Source organism: Bythopirellula sp., assembly GCF_041737835.1.
In the GTDB taxonomy this organism is placed as follows: domain Bacteria; phylum Planctomycetota; class Planctomycetia; order Pirellulales; family Lacipirellulaceae; genus Bythopirellula.
On record NZ_JBGSQY010000072.1, the window covers coordinates 67,148 to 87,095 of the forward strand.

At 55.5% G+C, this 19,948-nt stretch carries 14 protein-coding genes; 8 read left to right on the forward strand and 6 right to left on the reverse strand.

Going from position 1 to position 19,948, the window contains the following annotated elements; all coding sequences use genetic code 11:
* Positions 1 to 125: 125 nt before the first annotated feature.
* The gene (locus AC6T8Q_RS19630; protein ID WP_500680692.1) at positions 126 to 2,522 is read right to left on the reverse strand and encodes a hypothetical protein; all 2,397 of its coding nucleotides are present in this window, start codon (positions 2,520 to 2,522) and stop codon (positions 126 to 128) included.
* Between the two features lie 243 nt (positions 2,523 to 2,765).
* Positions 2,766 to 3,032, reverse strand: a complete 267-nt coding sequence (locus AC6T8Q_RS19635; protein ID WP_500680693.1) for a hypothetical protein — start codon at positions 3,030 to 3,032, stop codon at positions 2,766 to 2,768.
* Between the two features lie 440 nt (positions 3,033 to 3,472).
* Between AC6T8Q_RS19635 and AC6T8Q_RS19640 the strand changes: the two genes are divergently transcribed.
* Positions 3,473 to 3,988 (forward strand): TPR end-of-group domain-containing protein, encoded by a 516-nt coding sequence (locus AC6T8Q_RS19640; protein ID WP_500680694.1) that lies wholly within the window; start codon positions 3,473 to 3,475, stop codon positions 3,986 to 3,988.
* Positions 3,989 to 4,153: 165 nt separating this feature from the next.
* On the opposite strand, the gene AC6T8Q_RS19645 is transcribed toward AC6T8Q_RS19640, so the two are convergent.
* From AC6T8Q_RS19645 to hemE, 4 genes are all read right to left on the reverse strand, one after another.
* Positions 4,154 to 7,999 carry a PAS domain S-box protein gene (locus AC6T8Q_RS19645; RefSeq protein WP_500680695.1) on the reverse strand — a complete coding sequence of 1,282 codons (3,846 nt, stop codon included), beginning with the start codon at positions 7,997 to 7,999 and terminating at the stop codon, positions 4,154 to 4,156.
* A 307-nt stretch (positions 8,000 to 8,306) separates the two neighbouring features.
* On the reverse strand, positions 8,307 to 9,521 hold the full coding sequence (gene fabB / locus AC6T8Q_RS19650; RefSeq protein WP_500680696.1) for a beta-ketoacyl-ACP synthase I: 1,215 nt from the start codon (positions 9,519 to 9,521) through the stop codon (positions 8,307 to 8,309).
* A gap of 69 nt (positions 9,522 to 9,590) precedes the next feature.
* Positions 9,591 to 10,136 (reverse strand): bifunctional 3-hydroxydecanoyl-ACP dehydratase/trans-2-decenoyl-ACP isomerase, encoded by a 546-nt coding sequence (gene fabA / locus AC6T8Q_RS19655; protein WP_500680697.1) that lies wholly within the window; start codon positions 10,134 to 10,136, stop codon positions 9,591 to 9,593.
* Between the two features lie 95 nt (positions 10,137 to 10,231).
* Positions 10,232 to 12,163 carry a uroporphyrinogen decarboxylase gene (gene hemE / locus AC6T8Q_RS19660; protein WP_500680698.1) on the reverse strand — a complete coding sequence of 644 codons (1,932 nt, stop codon included), beginning with the start codon at positions 12,161 to 12,163 and terminating at the stop codon, positions 10,232 to 10,234.
* 777 nt (positions 12,164 to 12,940) lie between these two features.
* On the opposite strand from hemE, the gene folK reads away from it, so the two are divergent.
* From folK to AC6T8Q_RS19695, 7 genes are all read left to right on the forward strand, one after another.
* The gene (gene folK, locus AC6T8Q_RS19665) at positions 12,941 to 13,672 is read left to right on the forward strand and encodes a 2-amino-4-hydroxy-6-hydroxymethyldihydropteridine diphosphokinase (RefSeq protein WP_500680699.1); all 732 of its coding nucleotides are present in this window, start codon (positions 12,941 to 12,943) and stop codon (positions 13,670 to 13,672) included.
* 16 nt (positions 13,673 to 13,688) lie between these two features.
* Positions 13,689 to 14,555: a pantoate--beta-alanine ligase gene (gene panC / locus AC6T8Q_RS19670; RefSeq protein ID WP_500680700.1), complete on the forward strand. Its 867-nt coding sequence runs from the start codon at positions 13,689 to 13,691 to the stop codon at positions 14,553 to 14,555.
* A gap of 355 nt (positions 14,556 to 14,910) precedes the next feature.
* Positions 14,911 to 15,582, forward strand: coding sequence for a PEP-CTERM sorting domain-containing protein (locus AC6T8Q_RS19675; RefSeq protein ID WP_500680701.1), 672 nt, complete (start codon positions 14,911 to 14,913; stop codon positions 15,580 to 15,582).
* Positions 15,583 to 16,341: 759 nt separating this feature from the next.
* A complete protein-coding gene (lgt, locus tag AC6T8Q_RS19680; protein WP_500680702.1) occupies positions 16,342 to 17,394 on the forward strand; it encodes a prolipoprotein diacylglyceryl transferase in 1,053 nt (350 codons plus the stop codon).
* Positions 17,395 to 17,517: 123 nt separating this feature from the next.
* Positions 17,518 to 18,060, forward strand: coding sequence for an RNA polymerase sigma factor (locus AC6T8Q_RS19685; protein WP_500680703.1), 543 nt, complete (start codon positions 17,518 to 17,520; stop codon positions 18,058 to 18,060).
* Between the two features lie 9 nt (positions 18,061 to 18,069).
* Positions 18,070 to 18,753 (forward strand): hypothetical protein, encoded by a 684-nt coding sequence (locus tag AC6T8Q_RS19690; RefSeq protein ID WP_500680704.1) that lies wholly within the window; start codon positions 18,070 to 18,072, stop codon positions 18,751 to 18,753.
* Positions 18,754 to 18,847: 94 nt separating this feature from the next.
* On the forward strand, positions 18,848 to 19,879 hold the full coding sequence (locus AC6T8Q_RS19695; protein WP_500680705.1) for a PDZ domain-containing protein: 1,032 nt from the start codon (positions 18,848 to 18,850) through the stop codon (positions 19,877 to 19,879).
* Positions 19,880 to 19,948: the final 69 nt, after the last annotated feature.

Below are 19,948 nucleotides of genomic sequence, written 5' to 3' on the forward strand. Positions count from 1 at the left end.
CATCGGGAAAAGCGGGGCAGCGAAAGTTCGAGCGCGGTTCCGGAATCACTCGAACTTAACAGGTGGCCCGATTATAGTCGCGTCCCTCGCTTGCCACCACGGAGAATCGCTTGCGGCTTAGCGGTCTACGGCAAAGGCAAAAATTCATCGTCCTCGATTTCACGGCGGATTTTTTCTACCGCGATCTGGCGGCTCCTGGGAATCGCGTCAGGTCGATAACCTTTAAGCTCCTTCGTTCCTTTTAACTCATCCAAGTTGTAAATCGCGAGCACGCGATAATCCAAATTTTCATCTTCCAGCCAACGAATCAAATCCAGCAGCACGCCCTGCTTAAGCTCGTCACGAGTCAAGCCAATCTGTTCCGGCGTAAAACCACGTATCATCGCGAAGAGATCTTCACCTGCTTCAGGACCACGCACGTTAATGAAATCTTCATGCAGCTTGACTGCGAGTTGTGGATCCCGAGCGATGGCTTGCCGCATCGCAGCAATGTGCGACCGCCAAACCGTGCGCTGGTCACTGTCGTTAAGCGACTTAATGAACGGCTCGAACTCCCCGACGTACAAACTGGCTTCCGAAGCCAAGCGTCGATTCTCACGATTCGAAGTCTCTTCATCAGTCAATTCGGCAATGCTCAATTCGACCGGCTGGCCAGGAACAAGCTGTTGATTAAGCACGTTACTGGCGCTCCGCTCCAAGCTTGTGACCGGCTCTTTCTCGATCCATGGCGGCAAGGTTGTGATCGACTCGGCAGCAGTGTCCGCACCGTTGACGCTTTTCCAAACAGATGGGGCTTGGACCGATTCTTGCGTGCCGTTCGCGACTATCCTTTCAGCCGAACCATTGGCCAGATACCAATTCACTTCCACCAAGGCCGGCGCTTTTTCGTAATCGGTTCCCGGCACAAACAAGCGGTGGACATCAACCGCCAAGCTGGCCCCTTTTTCTAAGCGCATCTCATGAGTCGCGCCATCGATATTCAATTTGACATCACGATCCCCGGCATCGGCATTCAAAATCAACCGACCATAGCTCATGTCGATCACCAGCGGATCATCCCCTTCTTCAGTAACTGGCTGCTCGGGCAGCGTGATCTGAGTTCCGCCCGCCAGATAGGCGTTGATATTGCCCAATACGACATGCGAACGATACTTGGGCAGAGTGAGCAACGTCTCGCCGACTGTGATGACGGCTTGCGACGGAAGCCTCAGCCATTCTTCGGTTTCGGGCATATAGCGCAGCAGAACGTCGTCCACCCCGCGATAGGTCCCCAATTGCACAGGCCCTTTAGGCTCTGCGGGAACTTGGTCTTCAGCTTCAATGTCCAAGGACTCATCGGGCATTGTTTGCGTTGTCGCCGACTCAATGAGCTCGTTCGGATCGAGCACCGGAGGCCGCCCATCCGAAATGCTCGACTCCTGAGGCTCGTTGTCCTGAGGTGGCAAGGGAACACTCGTTGTTGGCGAAGCATCCGCTGTCGCAACTGATGTTTCGGTGGGAGTTATTGTTTCCGATTCAACCACGGGTGTTTCCGTCGCAGGTTCTGTAACGACGGAAGGAGTTGTCGTTTCAACAACTTCTGTCGAAGCGGCTGGAGTTTCTAAGCTGGGCTCAGCAACAGCGGGAGCTTGTTCCTCTGGTGACGCAACAGCGGCGTCCTCGGGTACGAACGGAGGTGCCGTGTTCGTTGCATCGTCAGCAGCGTTCGTTTCGTTGGTCTCGGCCGCCGATTTTTCAGGGTTTGTATCAACCGATTCCGCGCCGATTTGAATATCGGTCAGGTCTTCGATCTTTTCTGGTTCAGCATCGGCAATGAAACTGGGTGTCTCGGGTTCGACGAACGAACCCGACAACACATAGGCGGTGAGTCCACCCAACACGGCCAAAACTGCGGCAATTGCCCAGCGTCGTCCACGTCGACGACTATTAGCCGCCACGCGCAAATAATCGGGCAACACTCCCGCCGCGGGAGCAGGTGCCACGGCGGAAGCGGGCACAGGCACAACGGCTTGCGGCATAACTAGTACAGTCTTAGGTTCAGGAACCGATGCTGCAACTTGCGGATGAGCCGGTTCGATGCGCAGCTTCTCACCGCCCTCCACGGTCTGGGGCAATTCATACATCCGGCGACGAACCTGCGGGTCGATCTCCGCCGGTTCGCCCAGCACCATCGTCAACACATGATGGCACGAAGTCACCTCGGCGAGGTGCATGTCGGCGACTGTTCCTGTATCGAGGCAAACACGCTCGAAGTCGGCAACGTGTTCGGGAGGAAGCGTATTGTCCAAATATTCTGCAACCGAGTTGGCGTCCGATGCCGGATCGGGATTCAGCACGTCATCGTCTTCACCGGCAAAGACTTCCGGCGCACCCAACCGCAACCGCCGTACAGTGTCACGAGACCGATGAATCAACTCGGCAGCAAATTCACTCGCCTCGATTTTGTTGCCCAAATCTTCGTGATCGGCCGGATCGAGAATATCGTCCATGTAAGCCAACAACGTGCGCAAAGTGAGTCGCATGAGAACCTCGAAAATCTAACTATTGCTTTGTCACGACAAAAATTTCGGGTGCCACTGCTGGCTTGTCCAGCAGTGCTTAAGACTTGCGTTACCAGGAACTCGAAAATCCTAGCGTGACAGACCACGACATTCATTCCGCCCGAAAAACCTTCGAGCGTTGTCTGAAAGTAATAGTGCGATTCGAGGCGATGTTTCGTGCAGATAAATTCCACGATGCACGAAATGAAGTCGGAAGTGCTTTTGCTACTGCGACTTAGGATACGGAAATGCCAGCAGCACGAACACCGATGCGGCCAGTAGAAAACCCGCCACCAGCAGCGGATGCAACGCCGGTGACCCGGTGCTGACGGATTCCGCGGTCAGCACGGAACTGGGTTCCCACCCGTCGACGGTGCGCACCCAGGCAGGAATCGCTGTCTGCACGTGTCGGTCCGCCTGGGCGAATTCCAGATGGCTCAGGAAACCGCTGATGGTGGCAACGGTTGCGATGATCAGCAAAGAGCGAAGCACGGCACGCCATTCGGAGTAGAGAGAAAAGCGGTGATGTCGCTAACTGTGAAGCGACCATGGCACGGCTCATCGCAAGAGGCATTCCGTGACGCGAATCAGCGAAAATCCCCGAAGATTTCGCCTGCGTGTTAGCCCGGAGTTGCTGAAAGGCAACGGGTGTTGTTGAGCAAAAGCAACATACAATAAATCTCAAATGCGCACTGCGGATAGCGCGCTGACATCGGGAGCCATGAGCTGCACAGGCAGAGTTTGCCTCTCGCGCGCAATCGACACCTTCGGGCAACTCTCGTTTCGCGGAGCGTGTTGCTCAAAACTTGAAAACAAGCTCGCAATTTTTCGCAAAACTTTTTGAGTCGCGCACTTTTGCGAGTAAAATCAAAGTAGTCTCTTCAACTTTCTTTTCGATTCCCAGTTCTCGTCCGAGTATTGCCTTGCTTCCCATGTCTCCCCCTCTCAGAGAACGATTGCAACGCACCCGTCGCGAAGCCGAGGGTTACCTCGAGCTTGGCATGCCCGAGCATGCCTTGCGCAGCTTGCAGCGTCAGGGCAAAATCGTTCATGGCGATGCACGCGGTTGTTACTTGCTTGGCGAATCATTGCGTGAACTACGTCGTTACCGCGAAGCAATCTTTCCCTTGCGTCGTTGTTTGGAACTGATACCCGACGACGTTCACGTGTGGATGGCGTTGGGTTGGTGCTACAAACGAATTGGCGACATGCCCAAGGCCATCGACGCCCTGGAACACGCCGTCACGATCGAACCGGGCCAAGCCGTGCTGCACTATAACTTGGCCTGTTATTGGAGCTTGGCGCGCGATCGCCGCCACGCACTGCGGAGTTTAGCCCGCGCCCTCAACATCGACGGCAATTTCCGCGACTTCATCGCCGACGAACCCGACTTCGATCCCCTGCGCAACGACCCGCTGTTTAAAAATATTGTGGGCGTGTTGGACTAAGCCGCTCGCGGCTTAGCGGACTATTGGTCTGGATCCCCAGGACTCGCGGAACTCGCCTGAGGATGACGAAATAATCAGCCGTTCCACAAACTTCATTCGTGTGGATTCGTACTATTCGTGGTTCTCTCTTGCGACCCACACCCGCGCGATCACCAAGAGCACGCATCAAAGAGTACTTCCGTTGCCTTTTTTATCCAGAATTTGGCGGACTTTGTGCAATAGAACTTGCGGCGTATAGGGCTTCTGGATGAAGGCGACCTCGGAATCGATCAATCCGTGTCGTACAACCGAGTCATCGGTGTAGCCACTCATGTAGAGCACTTTCAAGTCGGGTGAGCTCGTCTTCAGTTGCCGGACAAGTTCGGGGCCGCCAATATTCGGCATCACAACATCTGTAAGAATCAGGTCGAGTGGTCCGCGGTGTGATTTTAGGACTCTCAGGGCGTCCTTGCCGTCCGTCGCTGTCAGCACCTGGTAGCCCTGCATCTTCAGGCACCATAGTGCTAGGCCTCTGACTCCCTCGTCGTCCTCGACGAGCAAAATCGTCTCGGGCCCCCCGCTACCGAAAGGCGAATCCATGTCACTTTTCGCGGAGACTTGTTCGGACACGGCAGGGAGATAAATCTTGAACGTGGTCCCCCCACCCGGCTCGCTAAACACCTCGATACTCCCACCGCTTTGCTCGACGATCCCGAACACCATGGCCAAACCCAACCCGGTTCCCTTGCCGACTTCCTTGGTCGTATAGAATGGCTCGAAGATTCGGGCCGTCACCTCGGGTGGCATGCCGATGCCGGTGTCGCTCATCGCCAACATCACGTGGTGACCCGCCTTGCAGTTCGGGTGCGTGGCAACGTATTCGTCGCTGAACTCCACGTTGCACGTTTCGATCGTCAACTTCCCGCCTTCGGGCATCGCGTCGCGTGCATTCACGGCCAAGTTCATCATCACCTGATCCAGGAGGCCGGGATCCACCATCACCCGATTGAGATCGGGGCCCAGCACCATAGTGTACAGAATATCTTCTCCGATCAATCGGCGGAGCATTTTGCCGGTCTCGGTGACTAGGGCGTTCAAATCGACCACCTGAGGTTGCAGCAGTGACTGGCGGCTGAAGCCGAGCAACTGTCGAGTGAGTGAGCTGGCTCGGTCGCCAGCTTCGCTGATCCTCGATACCGATTCCCGAGCGTCGGAACCCAAATCGGACTTTGCGAGCAGAAGTTCGCTATACCCCGAGATGATGGTCAGTAGGTTATTGAAATCGTGTGCCACGCCGCCCGCCAATCTCCCGACGGCTTCCATCTTCTGCGCCTGCCGGAACTGATCTTCGAGTTGCCGCCGCTCCGTGATATCAGTCTGCACTCCAACGAAGTGCGTCAATTGTCCCGCTGCACCCAAAACAGGGGTAATCACCAATTGGTTCCAGAACGACTGTCCATCCTTGCGATAGTTCAGAATTTCCACCGAGCAACTTTGTGCCCCAGCGATCGCCGAGCGCAATTCACGCACTGTTTCGGGATCCGTATCGCGGCCTTGCAAAAAGCGGCAGTTCTTGCCTGTCACTTCTTCCGAACGGTAACCGGTCATCCGCTCGAAGCCTGCGCTGGCGAAGACAATCGGGTTGTCCGGCTGACTTGGGTCGGTGATGAGAATTCCCTGCGAGACCGCTTGGATGGCGCGATCGCGGAGCCGCAAAGCCTCCTCGGCTTGCTTGCGCTCGGAAATGTCTTGGCAGGTGCCGGTCACACGAACAGGCTTCTCCTCTTCGTCGAAAAACGCCTGCCAACGCTCTTCAACGAATTTAATACGACCGTCTGGCATCACGATTCGATGTTCGATCCTCTGAGGATCGTGCAGATGCAGTGAATCATGAAACGCCCGATCGACGGTCTCGCGATCCTCGGGATGAACGAATTGCAAAAACCCCTCATGAGTCGGCTGAAAGCGATCCGGGGTGATCTCGAAGATGCGGTACGTTTCGGCTGACCAAATATTGTTGACCAAGGAGAGGTCGCCTTCCCAACTCCCGATTTTTGCCACGGCTTGTGCAGCGACCAATCGGCTGCGCTCGTTCACTAACTCTGCAGTGAGTTCGCGGGACGTCGTCACATCGCGGAAGTAAACCGCCAGCCCCTGTTCGGACGGATAGGCACGGACCCCGAACCATTTGGCCAGTGGAGGGAAAAACTCTTCGAAGTCGGCGGTGACGTTCTGCTCAACGGCGCGCCGATACTCGCGTTCAAAGGACATCCCCAACGTCTCGGGGAAGACTTCCCAGAGCGTCTTCCCGATCAGTGCGTCCCATCGGCGATCGAGCATGTGTTCGGCTTCGGCGTTGATAAAGGTAAACCGCCATTCGTGATTTACGGTGAAGAACCCATCGGAAATATTTTCGAGTGTCGTGGCGAGTCGCTCCGCTAACCATCGCTGCTCGGCCTCGGCCTGTTTGCGGTCAGAAATATCCTGGAACGCCCCCTGCAAGCTGACAATTCGACCCTCGTGACCGCAGACAGCCTCGCCGATGGCCCGCACCCAGATGCGGCGACCCTTGGCGGTAATCATCTCCAGCTCGAAATCAAACGGCGTCCCTTCCTCGGCGCACGCCCGCACGTACTGTGCTATTCGCTGTTGGCTCTCGGGAGAGAAAAATTCGAGCGATTCAACCAACGAGGGCTGATAATGGGAAGAAACTTCGTGGATCTCACGAATTTCATCCGACCAAGTGACCTCCTGTGTCGCTAAGTCCAGTGACCAACCGCCGATACTGGCGACCTGGCCCGCGATGCGCAGCAGAGCCTGCTGTTGTCGCAACTCCTCTTCGGCCCGTTTGCGATCCGTGATGTCGCGAGACACTCCGATCACGCCGACGACGTTACCACTGGCATCGCGGTAGGGAGATTTCATCGCCTCGTAGACGCGTACAACGCCGGCCGCGGTTAAATTCTCCTCTCGCAGGAGAACTTGGTTCGTCTCCATCACCACGCGATCGCTTTCCATCGCGCGGCGGGCACTCGCTGGGTCGAAAATCGCGGTGTCGTCATTTCCGAGCACTTCTTCGACCGGCTTGCCGACGAACTGCGACGCAGCCTTATTGAACAACAAGTACTTCCCGCTGAGATCTTTCACAAAAACCGCATCCGACATGCCGTCGGCGACCGCTTGCAACAGGGCGTTGGTCCGCGCGGCCTCGGCTGCCGCCCGTCGCTTTTCGGTGATGTCGCGGGCCTGAATGACGCACGCCCTCCGGCCGGCGTACTCCAAGCCGTGGGCTGAAATCTCCACCTCGATGATGGTGCCGTCACTCTTTCGGTGCCGCCAAACCCCTCGATCCTCAAATCCAGTCCCGGCGGCGGCCAGCATCTCCAGTAGCGCCGCAACATCTTCCACCGGCCGAATATCTTTGATCGTCATGCCCAGGAACTCGTCTCGACTGTAGCCATACTGCTGCACAGCGGCGTTGTTCACCGCCAAATAGGCGAGCGTCTCGCGGTCGTAGACAAACAGCGGATCGGAAATAGCATCAAACAGATTGCGGTAACGTTCCTCACTCTCTTTCAGTGCCGCCTCGGCCAGTTTTTGCGCGGTTAAGTCGCGGAGGATTTTAATAAACCCGCGAACAATTACTTGATCATCGCGCAGAACCGCCATCCCCCCGTTGGCCCAGAATCGCGAGCCGTCCTTGCGCACCCGCCACCGATCGTCAGTTACGCTCCCCAGCGCCACAGCCTGGTGTTGCTCGGCCTGGGCGGCACCAGCCGCCACATCCTCGGGGGTAAAGAGGAGGTTGCGATGTCGGCCAAGGATTTCGCCCGCCGAAAACCCAAAGATGCGTTCCGCCCCGTCGTTCCAGGACGTGATGATGCCGTCGGGATCCATCATGTAGATCGCGTAATCCTTGATCCCCTCGACCATGGCGATGAACTGCTGTTCGACAGCATTGTGCTGTTGGTCAGAACCAAGCTCAGACTTATTGTCCGTCAGGACTGGATGATTCTCGGCGCTGTCCTGCATCTATTGTGGCCCTGTGATAAAAAGACAAGAGTTGCTATTGCCGGGGGCAGGTAGACGCCTCTTAACATCCCGCAGACGGCAATTTTTGCAATGAGATCATTCTACGATTTCTCCAAAAGACTTCGCCGCACTTTATCTGAAAGTCTCGCGGACTGGGTCGGAGCCTGATGAGCTAAAGAATGAGACGGCGCCAACGGCAACTTAATTGCCTAACTCTACCTGTGGCCTAGCAAATCAGGGAACACGATTGGAACTGCGACGTTCTATCGCACGCGTCTGCGACGCGCTGCGGCTTGCGGCTAACGAGTTATACCCGTTGGAACACCAGCGTTGCGTTCGTGCCGCCGAAGCCGAAACTGTTGGACAACACGCAATCCATTTTGGCGCTATCGATTCGTTTGCGAACAATGGGCATGTCGGCCATCTCGGGATCGAGATTTTGAATGTTGGCCGACTCGCAAATGAAGTTGTTCTGCATCATCAGCAGCGTGTAGATCGCTTCTTGAACTCCAGCCGCACCCAGCGAATGGCCGGTCAGAGATTTGGTGGCTGAGATAGGCGGGCACTTGTCGCCGAACACTTCGCGCAAGGCGCCGATTTCCTTGAGATCGCCCACGGGTGTGGAAGTCGCATGGGGATTGATGTAGTCGACCGGGCCATCCACGCCTTCAAGTGCCATCCGCATGCAGCGGACGGCCCCTTCGCCAGAGGGCTCGACCATGCTGAAACCGTCGGAGGTCGCGCCGTAGCCGACAATCTCGGCGAGGATCTTCGCACCGCGGGCCTTCGCGGGTTCGAGTTCTTCCAAAATCAGAATGCCGCCGCCGCCGGAAATGACAAAGCCGTCGCGGTCGACGTCGTAAGCACGTGACGCAATCGCCGGCGTGTCGTTGTACTTGGAAGACATCGCCCCCATGCCGTCGAACAACACCGAGAGGGTCCAATCAAGTTCTTCACCGCCGCCGGTAACCATGACATCTTGCTTACCCCATTGAATCAACTCCGCGGCATTGCCGATGCAATGCGAGGACGTGGCACAGGCAGAGCTAATCGAATAGTTCCAGCCACGAATTCCATAGTGCGTTGATAACACCGCCGAGCAGGTGCTGGACATGGCCTTGGGCACAACGGTGGGGCGGACTTTCTTGGCACCCTTCTCCCGAGTGATGTCGGCGCATTGGACGATCACGCGCGTCGAGGGGCCACCCGAACCGACGATCAAGCCCGTGCGATCGTTCTTGAGATCTTTTTCTTCGAGACCCGCTATGCGGACCGCTTCTTCCATGGCCAAAAAGGTGTAGGCCGCGGCGTCTCCCATGAAGCGTCGTGTCTTGGCATCAATGGCTGCTTCCAAGTCCAGCTTCACACTGCCTTCGACTTGGCTACGAAAACCATATTGCGCGTATTGGGGCGCGGCAACGATGCCGCTCTTGGCTGCTCGCAACGAGGCAGTAACCTCGTCGGCATTGTTGCCAATGCTAGAAATGATCCCTAATCCGGTGACAACCACGCGCCGTTTCATACTTTGCCTTCAACTTTTCTGGTCGAGACTTTTGCCGACCGCCAATCGATCCTAGCGTGCCAACTCATCCTAAGGTGCTGGCGATAACAGCGTGTTGGGAATGTCTTCAAACAATCCCACCCGCAGACCCCGCGCTTCGTAAATCGGTTTGCCGTCGATCTTCATAATTCCGTCGGCGATACCCAAGACCAAGCGGCGGGTAATCACGCGCTTCATCTCAACGTGGTAGGAGACAATTTTGGAATCGGGAAGTACCATGCCGGTAAACTTCACATCACCCACGCCCAGTGCGCGGCCCTTGCCCTTGTTACCTTGCCAGCCCAAATGAAAGCCGACCAACTGCCACATGGCATCCAGACCCAAGCAGCCTGGCATCACGGGATCGCCTTCAAAATGGCATTGGAAAAACCACAAGTCGGGATTGATATCCAGCTCCGCCTCGATCTGTCCCAAGCCATGCTCCCCGCCATCGCGGGTAATGGAGGTAATCCGATCGAACATCAGCATCGGGGGGAGCGGCAAACGCGCAAACTCATCGCCGAACACACGACCATGGCCATGTTCGACGAGTTCTTCACGGCTGTATTTTGAGCGACGGTTGGGGAGGTCTGACATAATCACGATTCCGAATACTTGCGACAGAAAAGTTATGATCGCCTAGGAAGGCGTTGGCGACAAGCCACGATCACGATTCGGGCGAACCAAAACGCCTACCGGGTAGATAATTCATGTACCAAATCGACGAGAAATCTCACGTTATCAACCGGGGTTTGCGGCATCACGCCGTGCCCCAAATTAAAAATGTGCCCAGGCCGCCCCTCGGCAGCCGCCAAAACTTCCTGGGCTCGAGCACGAATTGTGTCGCGATCAGCTAGCAGCACAAGTGGCTCCAGATTTCCTTGAACGGCCCGATCGGTCCCCACGCGCTGCCAAGCATCGGCCAGCCCGATCCGCCAATCGATGCCAATCACATCCCCCCCGGCTTCGGCCATCAACTCCAACAACGCGGGGTTGCCGGTGGCGAAATGAATCAAGGGTGCCCCGGGAAGAATCCCGTCCACAATGGACCGCACATGCGGCAGGACAAAGGATCGGTAATCGTCCGGCCCTAAGCAGCCCACCCAACTATCGAACAGTTGCACGGCTTGTGCACCGGCGCTGATTTGAGCGTTCAAGTAAAGCACGATGGAACGCGATAATCGCTGCATCAATTCGTGCCATGCCGAAGGTTCGCGGTACATCAGAGTTTTGGTATGCAAGAAGCTGCGGCTCGATCCCCCTTCAATCGCGTAACTGGCGAGCGTGAAGGGTGCCCCCGCGAAACCAATCACCGGAATTGCTTCGGGCAAATCACGCCGAGTTTGGGCAACCGTATCAATGACGAAGCTCAAGGCATCGACATTCTCAAGTTCAAGAACTCGATCGACGTCGTGCGCTTCACGTACCGGGTTATCAATCTTGGGTCCGTCGCCGGGCAGGAATTCCAAGTCCATCCCCATCGGTTCCAGGATCGGCAGCAAATCGGAAAAGATAATCGCGGCGTCGACCCCCAACTTTTCCACGGCCGTACACATAACCTCGCTGCAGAGCTGAGGATTCTTGCACAATTCGAGAAAGCTCATTTGCTCGCGGACTGCGCGGTACTCCGCCATGTAACGACCCGCTTGGCGCATCAACCAAATCGGTGTGTAGGGGACGGGCTCACGACGACAGGCTTTCATGAAGGGGCTGTTGTACCAAGCGGGCGGTTTGCCCAAGAGCGCTGGCGCGACTTGAGCTGCGATCCGCTCGGCAACACGGCGTTTGCGCTTCACAAGTTCTTCGGCGACTTGCGAAAGCTCGCTCACCAATTGGCCCATCTTGCCGTGACTCGGTTCAAAGTCGACGGGGAGTCCTAACTTGCGGAGCATCTCGCTGGTGGTGGGTCCAATCGAAGCGACAACCACACGGCGCATCCCATCGCGAAATTGTTCCGCCACTCCTAATTGCTCGGCAACTTGCAACAGATGCACAACTTGTTGAGCCGAAGTAAACAAGCACGCATCGACATTGCCGGCGACGATTTGGCGAATGTTCTCCGACAGCGGTTCAATGTCTTCGGGCAATTCCCAGCGATAGACTTGCACGGAAACAACCTTCGCGCCGCGGGCTTCGAGTCCTGCGATCAGACTGACGTTGGGAACGCCATACTCTTGCACGGCCACGACTTGATTCGCGACCGGCAAATGCGCGTCGAACGTTTCGAGCACTTCCCGCCAGGTGTTGGGTTCAGGAACTTGCAGCGTCGGCGTAATACCCAACTCGCGCATCACGGCGAGCGGCTTGGGACCGCGGACGACTGTTTTCACATCGGCCAAGGCATCGAGAAATCGCTGTCGATCGACGTGGCGATCCAAATGCTCGAGCATTTGTCGGATGCCCACGCCGGTGAGGAAGAGCACGATGTCGACTTGGCCGGTGATCAAATGGTTGGCAAAATCAACGACGGGGCGATGTTCTGCGATCGCAACTTCCCGCAGCGAAGGGCTGACCAATGCTACGCCGCCGAGCTTTTCGATCATCCGCTGCATTTCGACGGCGCGGCGACTTTCAAGTGAGACAATGCGTAAGCCTGAGAAATTCGTGACGGCTTGAGTACTCATCACATGACCCGCATGGCAATTCCGATCGAGTACCACGACGGCAAGGAACTCGTAATGAATTTGCAAAAAAGGGAGTTGATTGTTTTCTACTGATCGGCAAGAAATCGATGGTACGATCAGCGTTGTTTGTTGAGTCCTAGTGTAACACTTTACGACACGAGCGTGAAGTTAAAGACCGTGGGCCTGCGTTTTCTCGACACACTTTAACAAAGACTTGTCAAGCGAAAGCGGCCACAACTTATCGTGGTTTAAGAAAAAGTTTAACGCGTAAAATACTTCCTTGACATTTGCCTTGAACTTCGCAAAATTGCCTCCTGGGGAACAGAGAAGTTGATGAGTGATTGCATTCAACTGAATAGCATCGCACGCTGTTCATCTCGTTAGCTTGATTTGGTACGCATTTCGCAACACGCAAGCAGTTCATCGCTGCTCTCGAGACGTTAGCGAAATGGCTTGGGCAGGTTTCATCGGGCGGCTCGGTAGGGTTTTAGCAAACTTAGGAGCGTCACAACGCACTTGAGTTGGGTTACCGGTACGCTTTTTCCAAGGAACAACATTCACGAAAACATTGTGACCCGACGCATTCACGCGTTTTATGTTCACTAAGATTTGCTGGAAATCCGGGGGGCGGCGATCGACTGGAGCGACAGTCGGCGAGCTTTTGTTCGCGATTCGGAGGTCCCTCCCGATGTTTTCAACTTGGCATGGATGCTAGAACAAGGGTTTCGAGTGAATGCTCGAAACCCTTGTTCTTTTTCTGAGCCTAATGTCCATCGCATGACTCGTTGTTTATTAGCCCTCGGTGCGAATTTGGGTGATCGCGCGGCAACTCTCCAAAGTGCCATGCATTTAATCGCCGGATTGCCACACACGCAGCTGCTCGCCAGAAGTTCTTGGCATGAAACAGCGCCCGTGGGGGGTCCAAACAATCAGCCTGCTTTTCTCAACGGCGCAGTTCTGGTTGATACAAGCCTTGAACCGCAAAAACTGGCACGCTTGCTGCGCGATCTCGAAACACAATTGGGCCGCACGCGACATCAACGCTGGGACGCCCGCACGATTGATATCGATATCTGTTTGATGGGCGAACGCGTGATCAACGAACCGAATTTGCAGATTCCTCATCCGCGGATGGAGTTTCGCAGCTTCGTGCTGGCCCCCGCCGCGGAGATTGCTGGCGAAATGGTCCATCCCCGCGCTGGCTGGACGATTGCCGCCTTATTGGACCATTGGCAAACCAAGCCCCGCAAAGTCGGCGTATTTTCTCGCGAGCCGCAACAAGCCGAGTGGCTCAGCCAAGAACTTTCCCAACGACTCAAACTGGAGGGCCGTGACCAAGGCGGCCCGGCGGCGATAGAATTAGTGGCTGTAACCGAGCAGCCGACGATGCTCATTGCCCTCGACGATCCCGGCCCACGGCAAGGACCTGTCGTGCCTATCAGCACGCAGGATCGCGAACTGATTCTGCATGAATCGTTGGCCGCCATCCATGCAGCTTGGCCTCATTGAACTAACAAAATAAACCGTGACGACGAAACTCCAACACAAAATGCAGATCGTGACCACCATTGCGGAGATTCGTCGCGCCGTGATCGAGGCCCAACGGGCGGGCGAAACGGTTGGTTTCGTTCCGACCATGGGGGCGCTCCACGAAGGCCATCTCAGTTTGGTCGACGCCGCGCAAGCGCAATGCGACCGCACGGTGGTGAGTATCTTCGTTAATCCCACACAGTTTGGCCCAACCGAAGATAAAGACCGCTATCCGCGCACGTTGGAAAAAGATTGCGAAATGCTCGCCGCGCGCGGCTGTTGGTTGGTCTTCGCTCCCACGGCTGCGGAAGTTTATCCGCCGGGTCACGAAACGTTCGTCGAAGTGGGCGTGGTTGCCCAACCGCTCGAAGGCGAGATTCGTCCCGGCCATTTTCGCGGCGTGGCGACCGTGGTGCTCAAGCTGTTTCAAATGATCCCCGCCGACCGCGCGTTCTTTGGCCGCAAGGATTATCAGCAAGCGCTCGTCGTGGAAAAGATGATCGCGGATTTCAATCTCCCGATTGAGCTCGTCGTCTGCCCCACGGTCCGTGAAGTCGATGGCCTCGCGATGAGCTCACGCAACGCCTACTTAAATCCCGCCGAACGCCAACAAGCCGGCACGCTCTGGAAATCGCTTCAGTTAGCAGAAACTCTCTACCAGCAAGGCGAGACCAATGCCACGAAAATTTCCGCCTCAATGCGAGAGTGCCTCAACGACGCGGGGATCACGCAAATCGATTACATCGCCTTCGTGAAACCAGGAACCGTGCAAGCTGTCGAAATGCTGACTGGCCCTACGGTGATCGCCCTCGCGGCGCGGGTGGGGCAAGCGCGGTTGATTGATAATTACACGATTGGGTAGTGGGCAAACTATGGCTGACCTCTGTGAGGTTGAACGCTATATCAGCCGGGTATCATCGACACGACATCCGCAAATCGGACCGACGACGTGAAGTCTTGACCGGATTCGTGTCGGTGTGCGCAACACAAGAGGTGTTCGACACGTCTCACCCCTTTCTTCACCCTTATCCCGAAGGGATAAAAGCAAATAGCCAGGTGGTTGAGGAGCCTTAGTAATAGTGCGCGGGTAGCCAAAAATTCTGCTCCTTTTGCAGAGATAATTGGCTGTATTTGAGTTGCCACCAGGGTAATATAAGCATCGCTTACGACGTGTAACCAAGAAGTCACGCATTTTTAATCTGCCTAAGGAATCGCTCATGAACGCTACGCCTCGTTTGATTTTCTCCATCGCGCTCCTTCTCTTTGGCACGAGCGTCGGCATCGACCGTTCGTCGGCCGACGTGATCGACGTCGGTTTCTCGAATAATTGGGACTGTACATTCGCCTGCGTGGACCGCGTGCAACAAGTCTACAATTCGTCTTTATTTTCCGGCATGACAACGATCAACGAAGTCAGTTTCTTCGTGGCTGATATTCCTTTTACTTGGAACGGGAGCACATGGCAGATGAGCCTGTCGACAAGTCCCAATACACTCGGATCGTTGGACCCCGTGTTCGCCAACAATGTTGGGGTCGATAACGCTGTGTTTGATACTTTGACGCCCACCGGTAGCCCCGCAGTCAATTCGTTGGTCACCTTCGCGGGATCGTTTACCTACGACCCCAGCCAGGGTGACTTGCTGGTCGATATTGTGAGAACGGCAGGCGTTAGTGCGCCGGTCATCGGCCTGTACGCGACAAACTCTCCGGGACTTCTCGACCGCGCTTACGCTTTTAATAGCACAGTCACCGCAATTGGACTCAATCAAGATGGATATGCTCTGCACACTCGCTTCGACGTGACTGTTGTGCCAGAACCGAATTCCGTGGCGCTGCTTGGGAGCGCGATGATCGCGGTTGCCACGTTGCGTAGGAAGCGCGGGGAATAGTGTGTAGCGGGGTAGCACCGACACGACATGCGCCAATCAGACCGACGACGTGAAAGCTCAACCGGATTCGTGTCGGTGTGCGCAGCACAAGATGTTTTCGACACGAATCACTTCTTGTCGCAAGCGACACTGATACTTGTCCTGCAAAGCCTGCCGGTATTCAACACGTTCTTAGGATGAAGTATCAGTGCTACCCTCGAAATCCTACGCGGCCAAAAATCTCCAAGATTTGGCCACTTCAATTGGTTAAAATACACGCTCGCCGCAAAGGCGCGTGTTCTTTGATAATTAAATCCGCAGAGTCCACTTTTGGAACGCGTTAAATCGTACGTTTCGATCAAAAGTCGACTCGTTTTGGAATGTGCGAATTTCGCAAGGGATTGAACGATCAACACTTGCGACATGACCGAGTGACAAAACCCAAGAGTTTCGTCACAAAAGTTGGGACCCCAGCTCACGCGCGAAAAATCAGGTTTGCGTGCTCAGGTGGTTGCAAACCAAGCAAACCCGGCCAACCTGGCAAACCTGGGCGAGTGGCATTCCCCCCTGTCCCCTCATATCTAATTCGTGCTATTCGTCCAATTCGTGGTTCCTCTCCGTGTCCTCTGTGTCTCCGTGGTGTAATACCTTCACCCCTGCCAAAAATCGACGTTGAACGACTGCTTTGAATCGCGATAATAGTGTGGGTCCGAAGGTAAGCGTGTTGCTAGCATTCTTGAACCTCGCTCGTTTCGCCCAACCACCAGGTGTAGTCTGCATATGCGTTCTGAATTGTTTCGTATTCCCCTGGAATGGGCCGGCGTGCCGCTGTTTGGCTTCGGCGTTGTGCTGGCGCTGTGGATCATCGGCTGCATCGGGGGGATGGTGTTTCTTTCCAAACGAGCTGGCGAAACTTCGTGGAAAGAATTGCTACCGGGGCTGGTGATTGGCAGCATCGCCATCGTGTTGCTCCCGCGATTCTTCCCCGAGGGGCTGCCCATTCGTGGCTATGGCTTGATGGTCTTGTGCGGAGTTATTTCCGGCATCCTGCTGGCGATGCATCGTGCACAACAAGTGGGGCTGCCGACCGACGCGATTCTCTCGCTCGCCTTCAGCCTGTTGCTTTTGGGAATCGTTGGCGCCCGTTTGTTTTATGTGATCGAGTATTGGGACTCGCGATTTAAGTCCGACAGCTTGAGTGAAACCTTGCTCAATGTTCTGAAGTTCACCGAAGGGGGGCTCGTTGTTTATGGAGCTTTCCTCGGCGCGGCCGTGGCCGTGGTGTGGTTTGTGTGGCGGCATAAGTTGCCGCTGCTGGCGATGTCGGACTTGCTCGCGCCGAGTTTGTTGATCGGTCTCGCCTTTGGCCGGATTGGCTGCTTCATGAATGGCTGCTGTTACGGTGGAGAATGCGATCTGCCCTGGGCCGTGACTTTTCCCCGCGAGAGTTTGCCGTACATGGAACAACTCGATGCGGGCCGTTTTGGCGAAGGCGTAACGCTTGACTCGGCTAGTCTCCCCGCCCGGAGTCTGCCGGTTCACCCCACGCAGCTGTATAGCGCGATCGACGCCGGCCTGTTGTGCTGGTTTTTATGGTCGTACTACCCGTTCCGCCGCCGCGACGGCGAAGTGACGGCCTGGATGCTGATACTGCACCCAATTTCCAGGTTTCTGCTGGAAGTCATCCGGGTGGACGAATCGGCCGTTTTTGGGACGGGTCTGAGTATTTCACAGAACTTCAGCATCGTGTTCTTCGTACTGGCTTTAGCTGGCTGGGGTTTGCTGCTGCGGCAGCAGCCCCACCGGGCGACTTTCGCGAGTTATTCCGTATAGGCGTGCGCGAATAACTTCTTGCAGTGAGGCAACTTGCCAAGAAATCTGAAAGTTTTTCTCAGATTCTTCGCAAGACGATCAGCGTAGCGGTAACTCTCTCTGTGAACGATAAAACGACTCGTTATGGGCTCGTCCCAACCCACGATTGATTGGCAGCAAGCGCTGTCTGAGCATCGTCGCTGGCTAGCGACGGTCCTGCGTGCGCGTGGGGTAGAAGTTGGTGCCCTTGATGAAGTTTTGCAGGAGGTTCATTTCGCGGCGGTGAAGCATGCGGATTGTTTGCGCGATCCGCAAAAACTGGCCCCGTGGTTGTATCGCGTGGCGGTGACTTGTGCGTTGCAACATCGTCGCCGGTTGGGTCGTGGTCGTCGTTTGATCGAACGCTATGCCGTTGAGCAAGCGGATCAGCTCTCCGAAACAGAACCTGATCCGCTGGATTGGCTGCTGGCCGACGAACAAAGGCGGATCGTGCGAACAGCCGTGAAGACGCTGCCCGCGCGTGATGCGGAACTTTTGTTACTGAAATACACCGAAGATTGGAGTTATCGACAACTGGCCGAGCACTTAGGAGTGACCTTCAGCACGGTGGAAGCCCGACTGCATCGGGCTCGCCACAAAATGCGGCAAGCCTTATCGCAACTCGCGCCGGAAATCATTCCGCAGTAGTTTTTGAATATGACCGATCACGATGACAACTTGATTTTCGATCGCCTGGCCGATGGCGAGCTTTCGCTTGCCGAGCGGCAGGAACTGTTGTCGTCCTTAGATGATCGAACCGACGGCTGGCGACGTTGTGCGTTGGCCTTGTTGGAAGCACAAACTTGGCGAAGCGAATTCCAATCATTCGTCAAAGACGATGCACTTCCCACGGTCGTGCGGGTTGATGCGACAGCGCCCACGTCGCTCCCCGCACGACCCATGAAGTGGCTCAACAGCAGCATGGCGATGGCGGCCAGCGCTTTCCTGGCGTTTGGGATCGGTTGGAATATGAACGGCCCCCAAGAGCTCGTCAATTTGACCAGCCACTCTGTGAATAGCCAAGCGTCCAACAATAAAATCGTCGCCTTTGATCCAGAAGATTCGCGGGACGTGGTTACGCTGCTCGTCAAAGACTCACAAGGCCAACATCAGCGCGTTCGCTTGCCATTGATGGACGCCGGTGAACTCGGCAACGATTGGGCCCAGCTTGGCCCGCAAGTTCCCGCCGAAGTCCGTGCTGGCTTGCAAAACCAAGGCTACGACGTTCATAGCAAGCAACGCTTTGCCCCATTGTTCTTCGAGCAAGGTAAAGAAGTTGTGCCAATGGTCGTGCCAGTGAACGACACCTACGTAGTTCCGGTGAACCGGCCGGTTTACTGATTCGTAAGCGATTGAGCTTTCTTTGTTTTTCATCAAGTTTTATACCAATGAACACATTCCCTCGACGAATGAACCTAAATGGAGGACTCTTATCATGAAACGTAAAAAATCAACTTGGGATATCATGCTCGTCGCCTTGATGGCGGCGGTTGCTGGCGTAGGACTGCAATCTCACCAATTTGCCTTCGCTCAAGAGCAAGATGAGCTCGAAGGGCCCATCGTTCAGATTGGCCCAGAGAAAGGCAATGAGACAACTCCCGTTACGGACCAAGATCCTGCTGCTCCTCAGGAAACTTCGTATTGGATTGGTCTGCGTGGCCGCGGCGTGGAAGACCCCGTGTTGCGGACCCAACTTCAATTGGCCGAAGACATGGGCATCGTGATTGAAGACATCGTCCCCAAAAGCCCCGCCGAAAAAGCGGGCCTGCGTAAGCACGACATTATCCTGCGTGCCAATGACGACGTTGTCGATTCGATGGAAACTTTGCAACAGCACGTGCAGACAGGACAAGACAAGCCGCTCGAACTTCAGCTCTTGCGTTTGGGCAAAGAAATCACAATCACGGTCACACCCGAACAACGGCCTGCTGATTATCAACAGCAAGTTGGAGTTGGGAATGAGTTCGGTCTGCCCGGCCAAGAGATGCTCGGTGGCGACGTCGGTCGCTTGCTGCAACAACTCCAAGGGGGTGCAGGTCTTCCTGGCATGCGTGTCATCGGCCCCGGCATGGTGCTTGGCAATCGTGATTTTGACGTGAATGCCGTTCCCAATGGCATCTCGGTTTCTATCGCTCGCAACGGCGAGGGGCCTGCTCAGATTACCGTCAAAAAAGGTGACCAAACTTGGACGGTTAACAGCGACGACGAGAAAGCGTTGGCTGAACTTCCCGAAGATGTTCGCGGATTTGTCAGCGGCATGCTGAACGGTCAGGGTGGAATCAACGTAGGTAACCTAGATCTCGAAGGCCAATTGCGTCATGCAATTCCCAGACACCTTGGCAACATCCCTGGCATGGGCGATTTCCAGGGTCAAGAGGATGAGCTGGCCAAGCGTATGCAGGAAATGGAAAAGCAACTCGATCAGTTGCGCCAGCGGCTTGATGAAGAAGCCAAAGCCGCGGAATGAACTTAACTAATTAATGTCTCCCCCGATAACCGGCCGGATGGTGAGCGGAGCTTGCCACCCGGTCGGTTT

Excerpts from the sequence above, each read along its gene's own strand:
- AC6T8Q_RS19630 (WP_500680692.1), bottom strand. The coding sequence starts at position 2,522 with ATGCGACTCACTTTGCGCACGTTGTTGGCTTACATGGACGATATTCTC.
- AC6T8Q_RS19640 (WP_500680694.1), top strand. The coding sequence starts at position 3,473 with ATGTCTCCCCCTCTCAGAGAACGATTGCAACGCACCCGTCGCGAAGCC.
- AC6T8Q_RS19645 (WP_500680695.1), bottom strand. The coding sequence starts at position 7,999 with ATGCAGGACAGCGCCGAGAATCATCCAGTCCTGACGGACAATAAGTCT.
- fabB (WP_500680696.1), bottom strand. The coding sequence starts at position 9,521 with ATGAAACGGCGCGTGGTTGTCACCGGATTAGGGATCATTTCTAGCATT.
- fabA (WP_500680697.1), bottom strand. The coding sequence starts at position 10,136 with ATGTCAGACCTCCCCAACCGTCGCTCAAAATACAGCCGTGAAGAACTC.
- hemE (WP_500680698.1), bottom strand. The coding sequence starts at position 12,163 with ATGAGTACTCAAGCCGTCACGAATTTCTCAGGCTTACGCATTGTCTCA.
- folK (WP_500680699.1), top strand. The coding sequence starts at position 12,941 with ATGACTCGTTGTTTATTAGCCCTCGGTGCGAATTTGGGTGATCGCGCG.
- AC6T8Q_RS19675 (WP_500680701.1), top strand. The coding sequence starts at position 14,911 with ATGAACGCTACGCCTCGTTTGATTTTCTCCATCGCGCTCCTTCTCTTT.
- lgt (WP_500680702.1), top strand. The coding sequence starts at position 16,342 with ATGCGTTCTGAATTGTTTCGTATTCCCCTGGAATGGGCCGGCGTGCCG.
- AC6T8Q_RS19685 (WP_500680703.1), top strand. The coding sequence starts at position 17,518 with ATGGGCTCGTCCCAACCCACGATTGATTGGCAGCAAGCGCTGTCTGAG.
- AC6T8Q_RS19690 (WP_500680704.1), top strand. The coding sequence starts at position 18,070 with ATGACCGATCACGATGACAACTTGATTTTCGATCGCCTGGCCGATGGC.
- AC6T8Q_RS19695 (WP_500680705.1), top strand. The coding sequence starts at position 18,848 with ATGAAACGTAAAAAATCAACTTGGGATATCATGCTCGTCGCCTTGATG.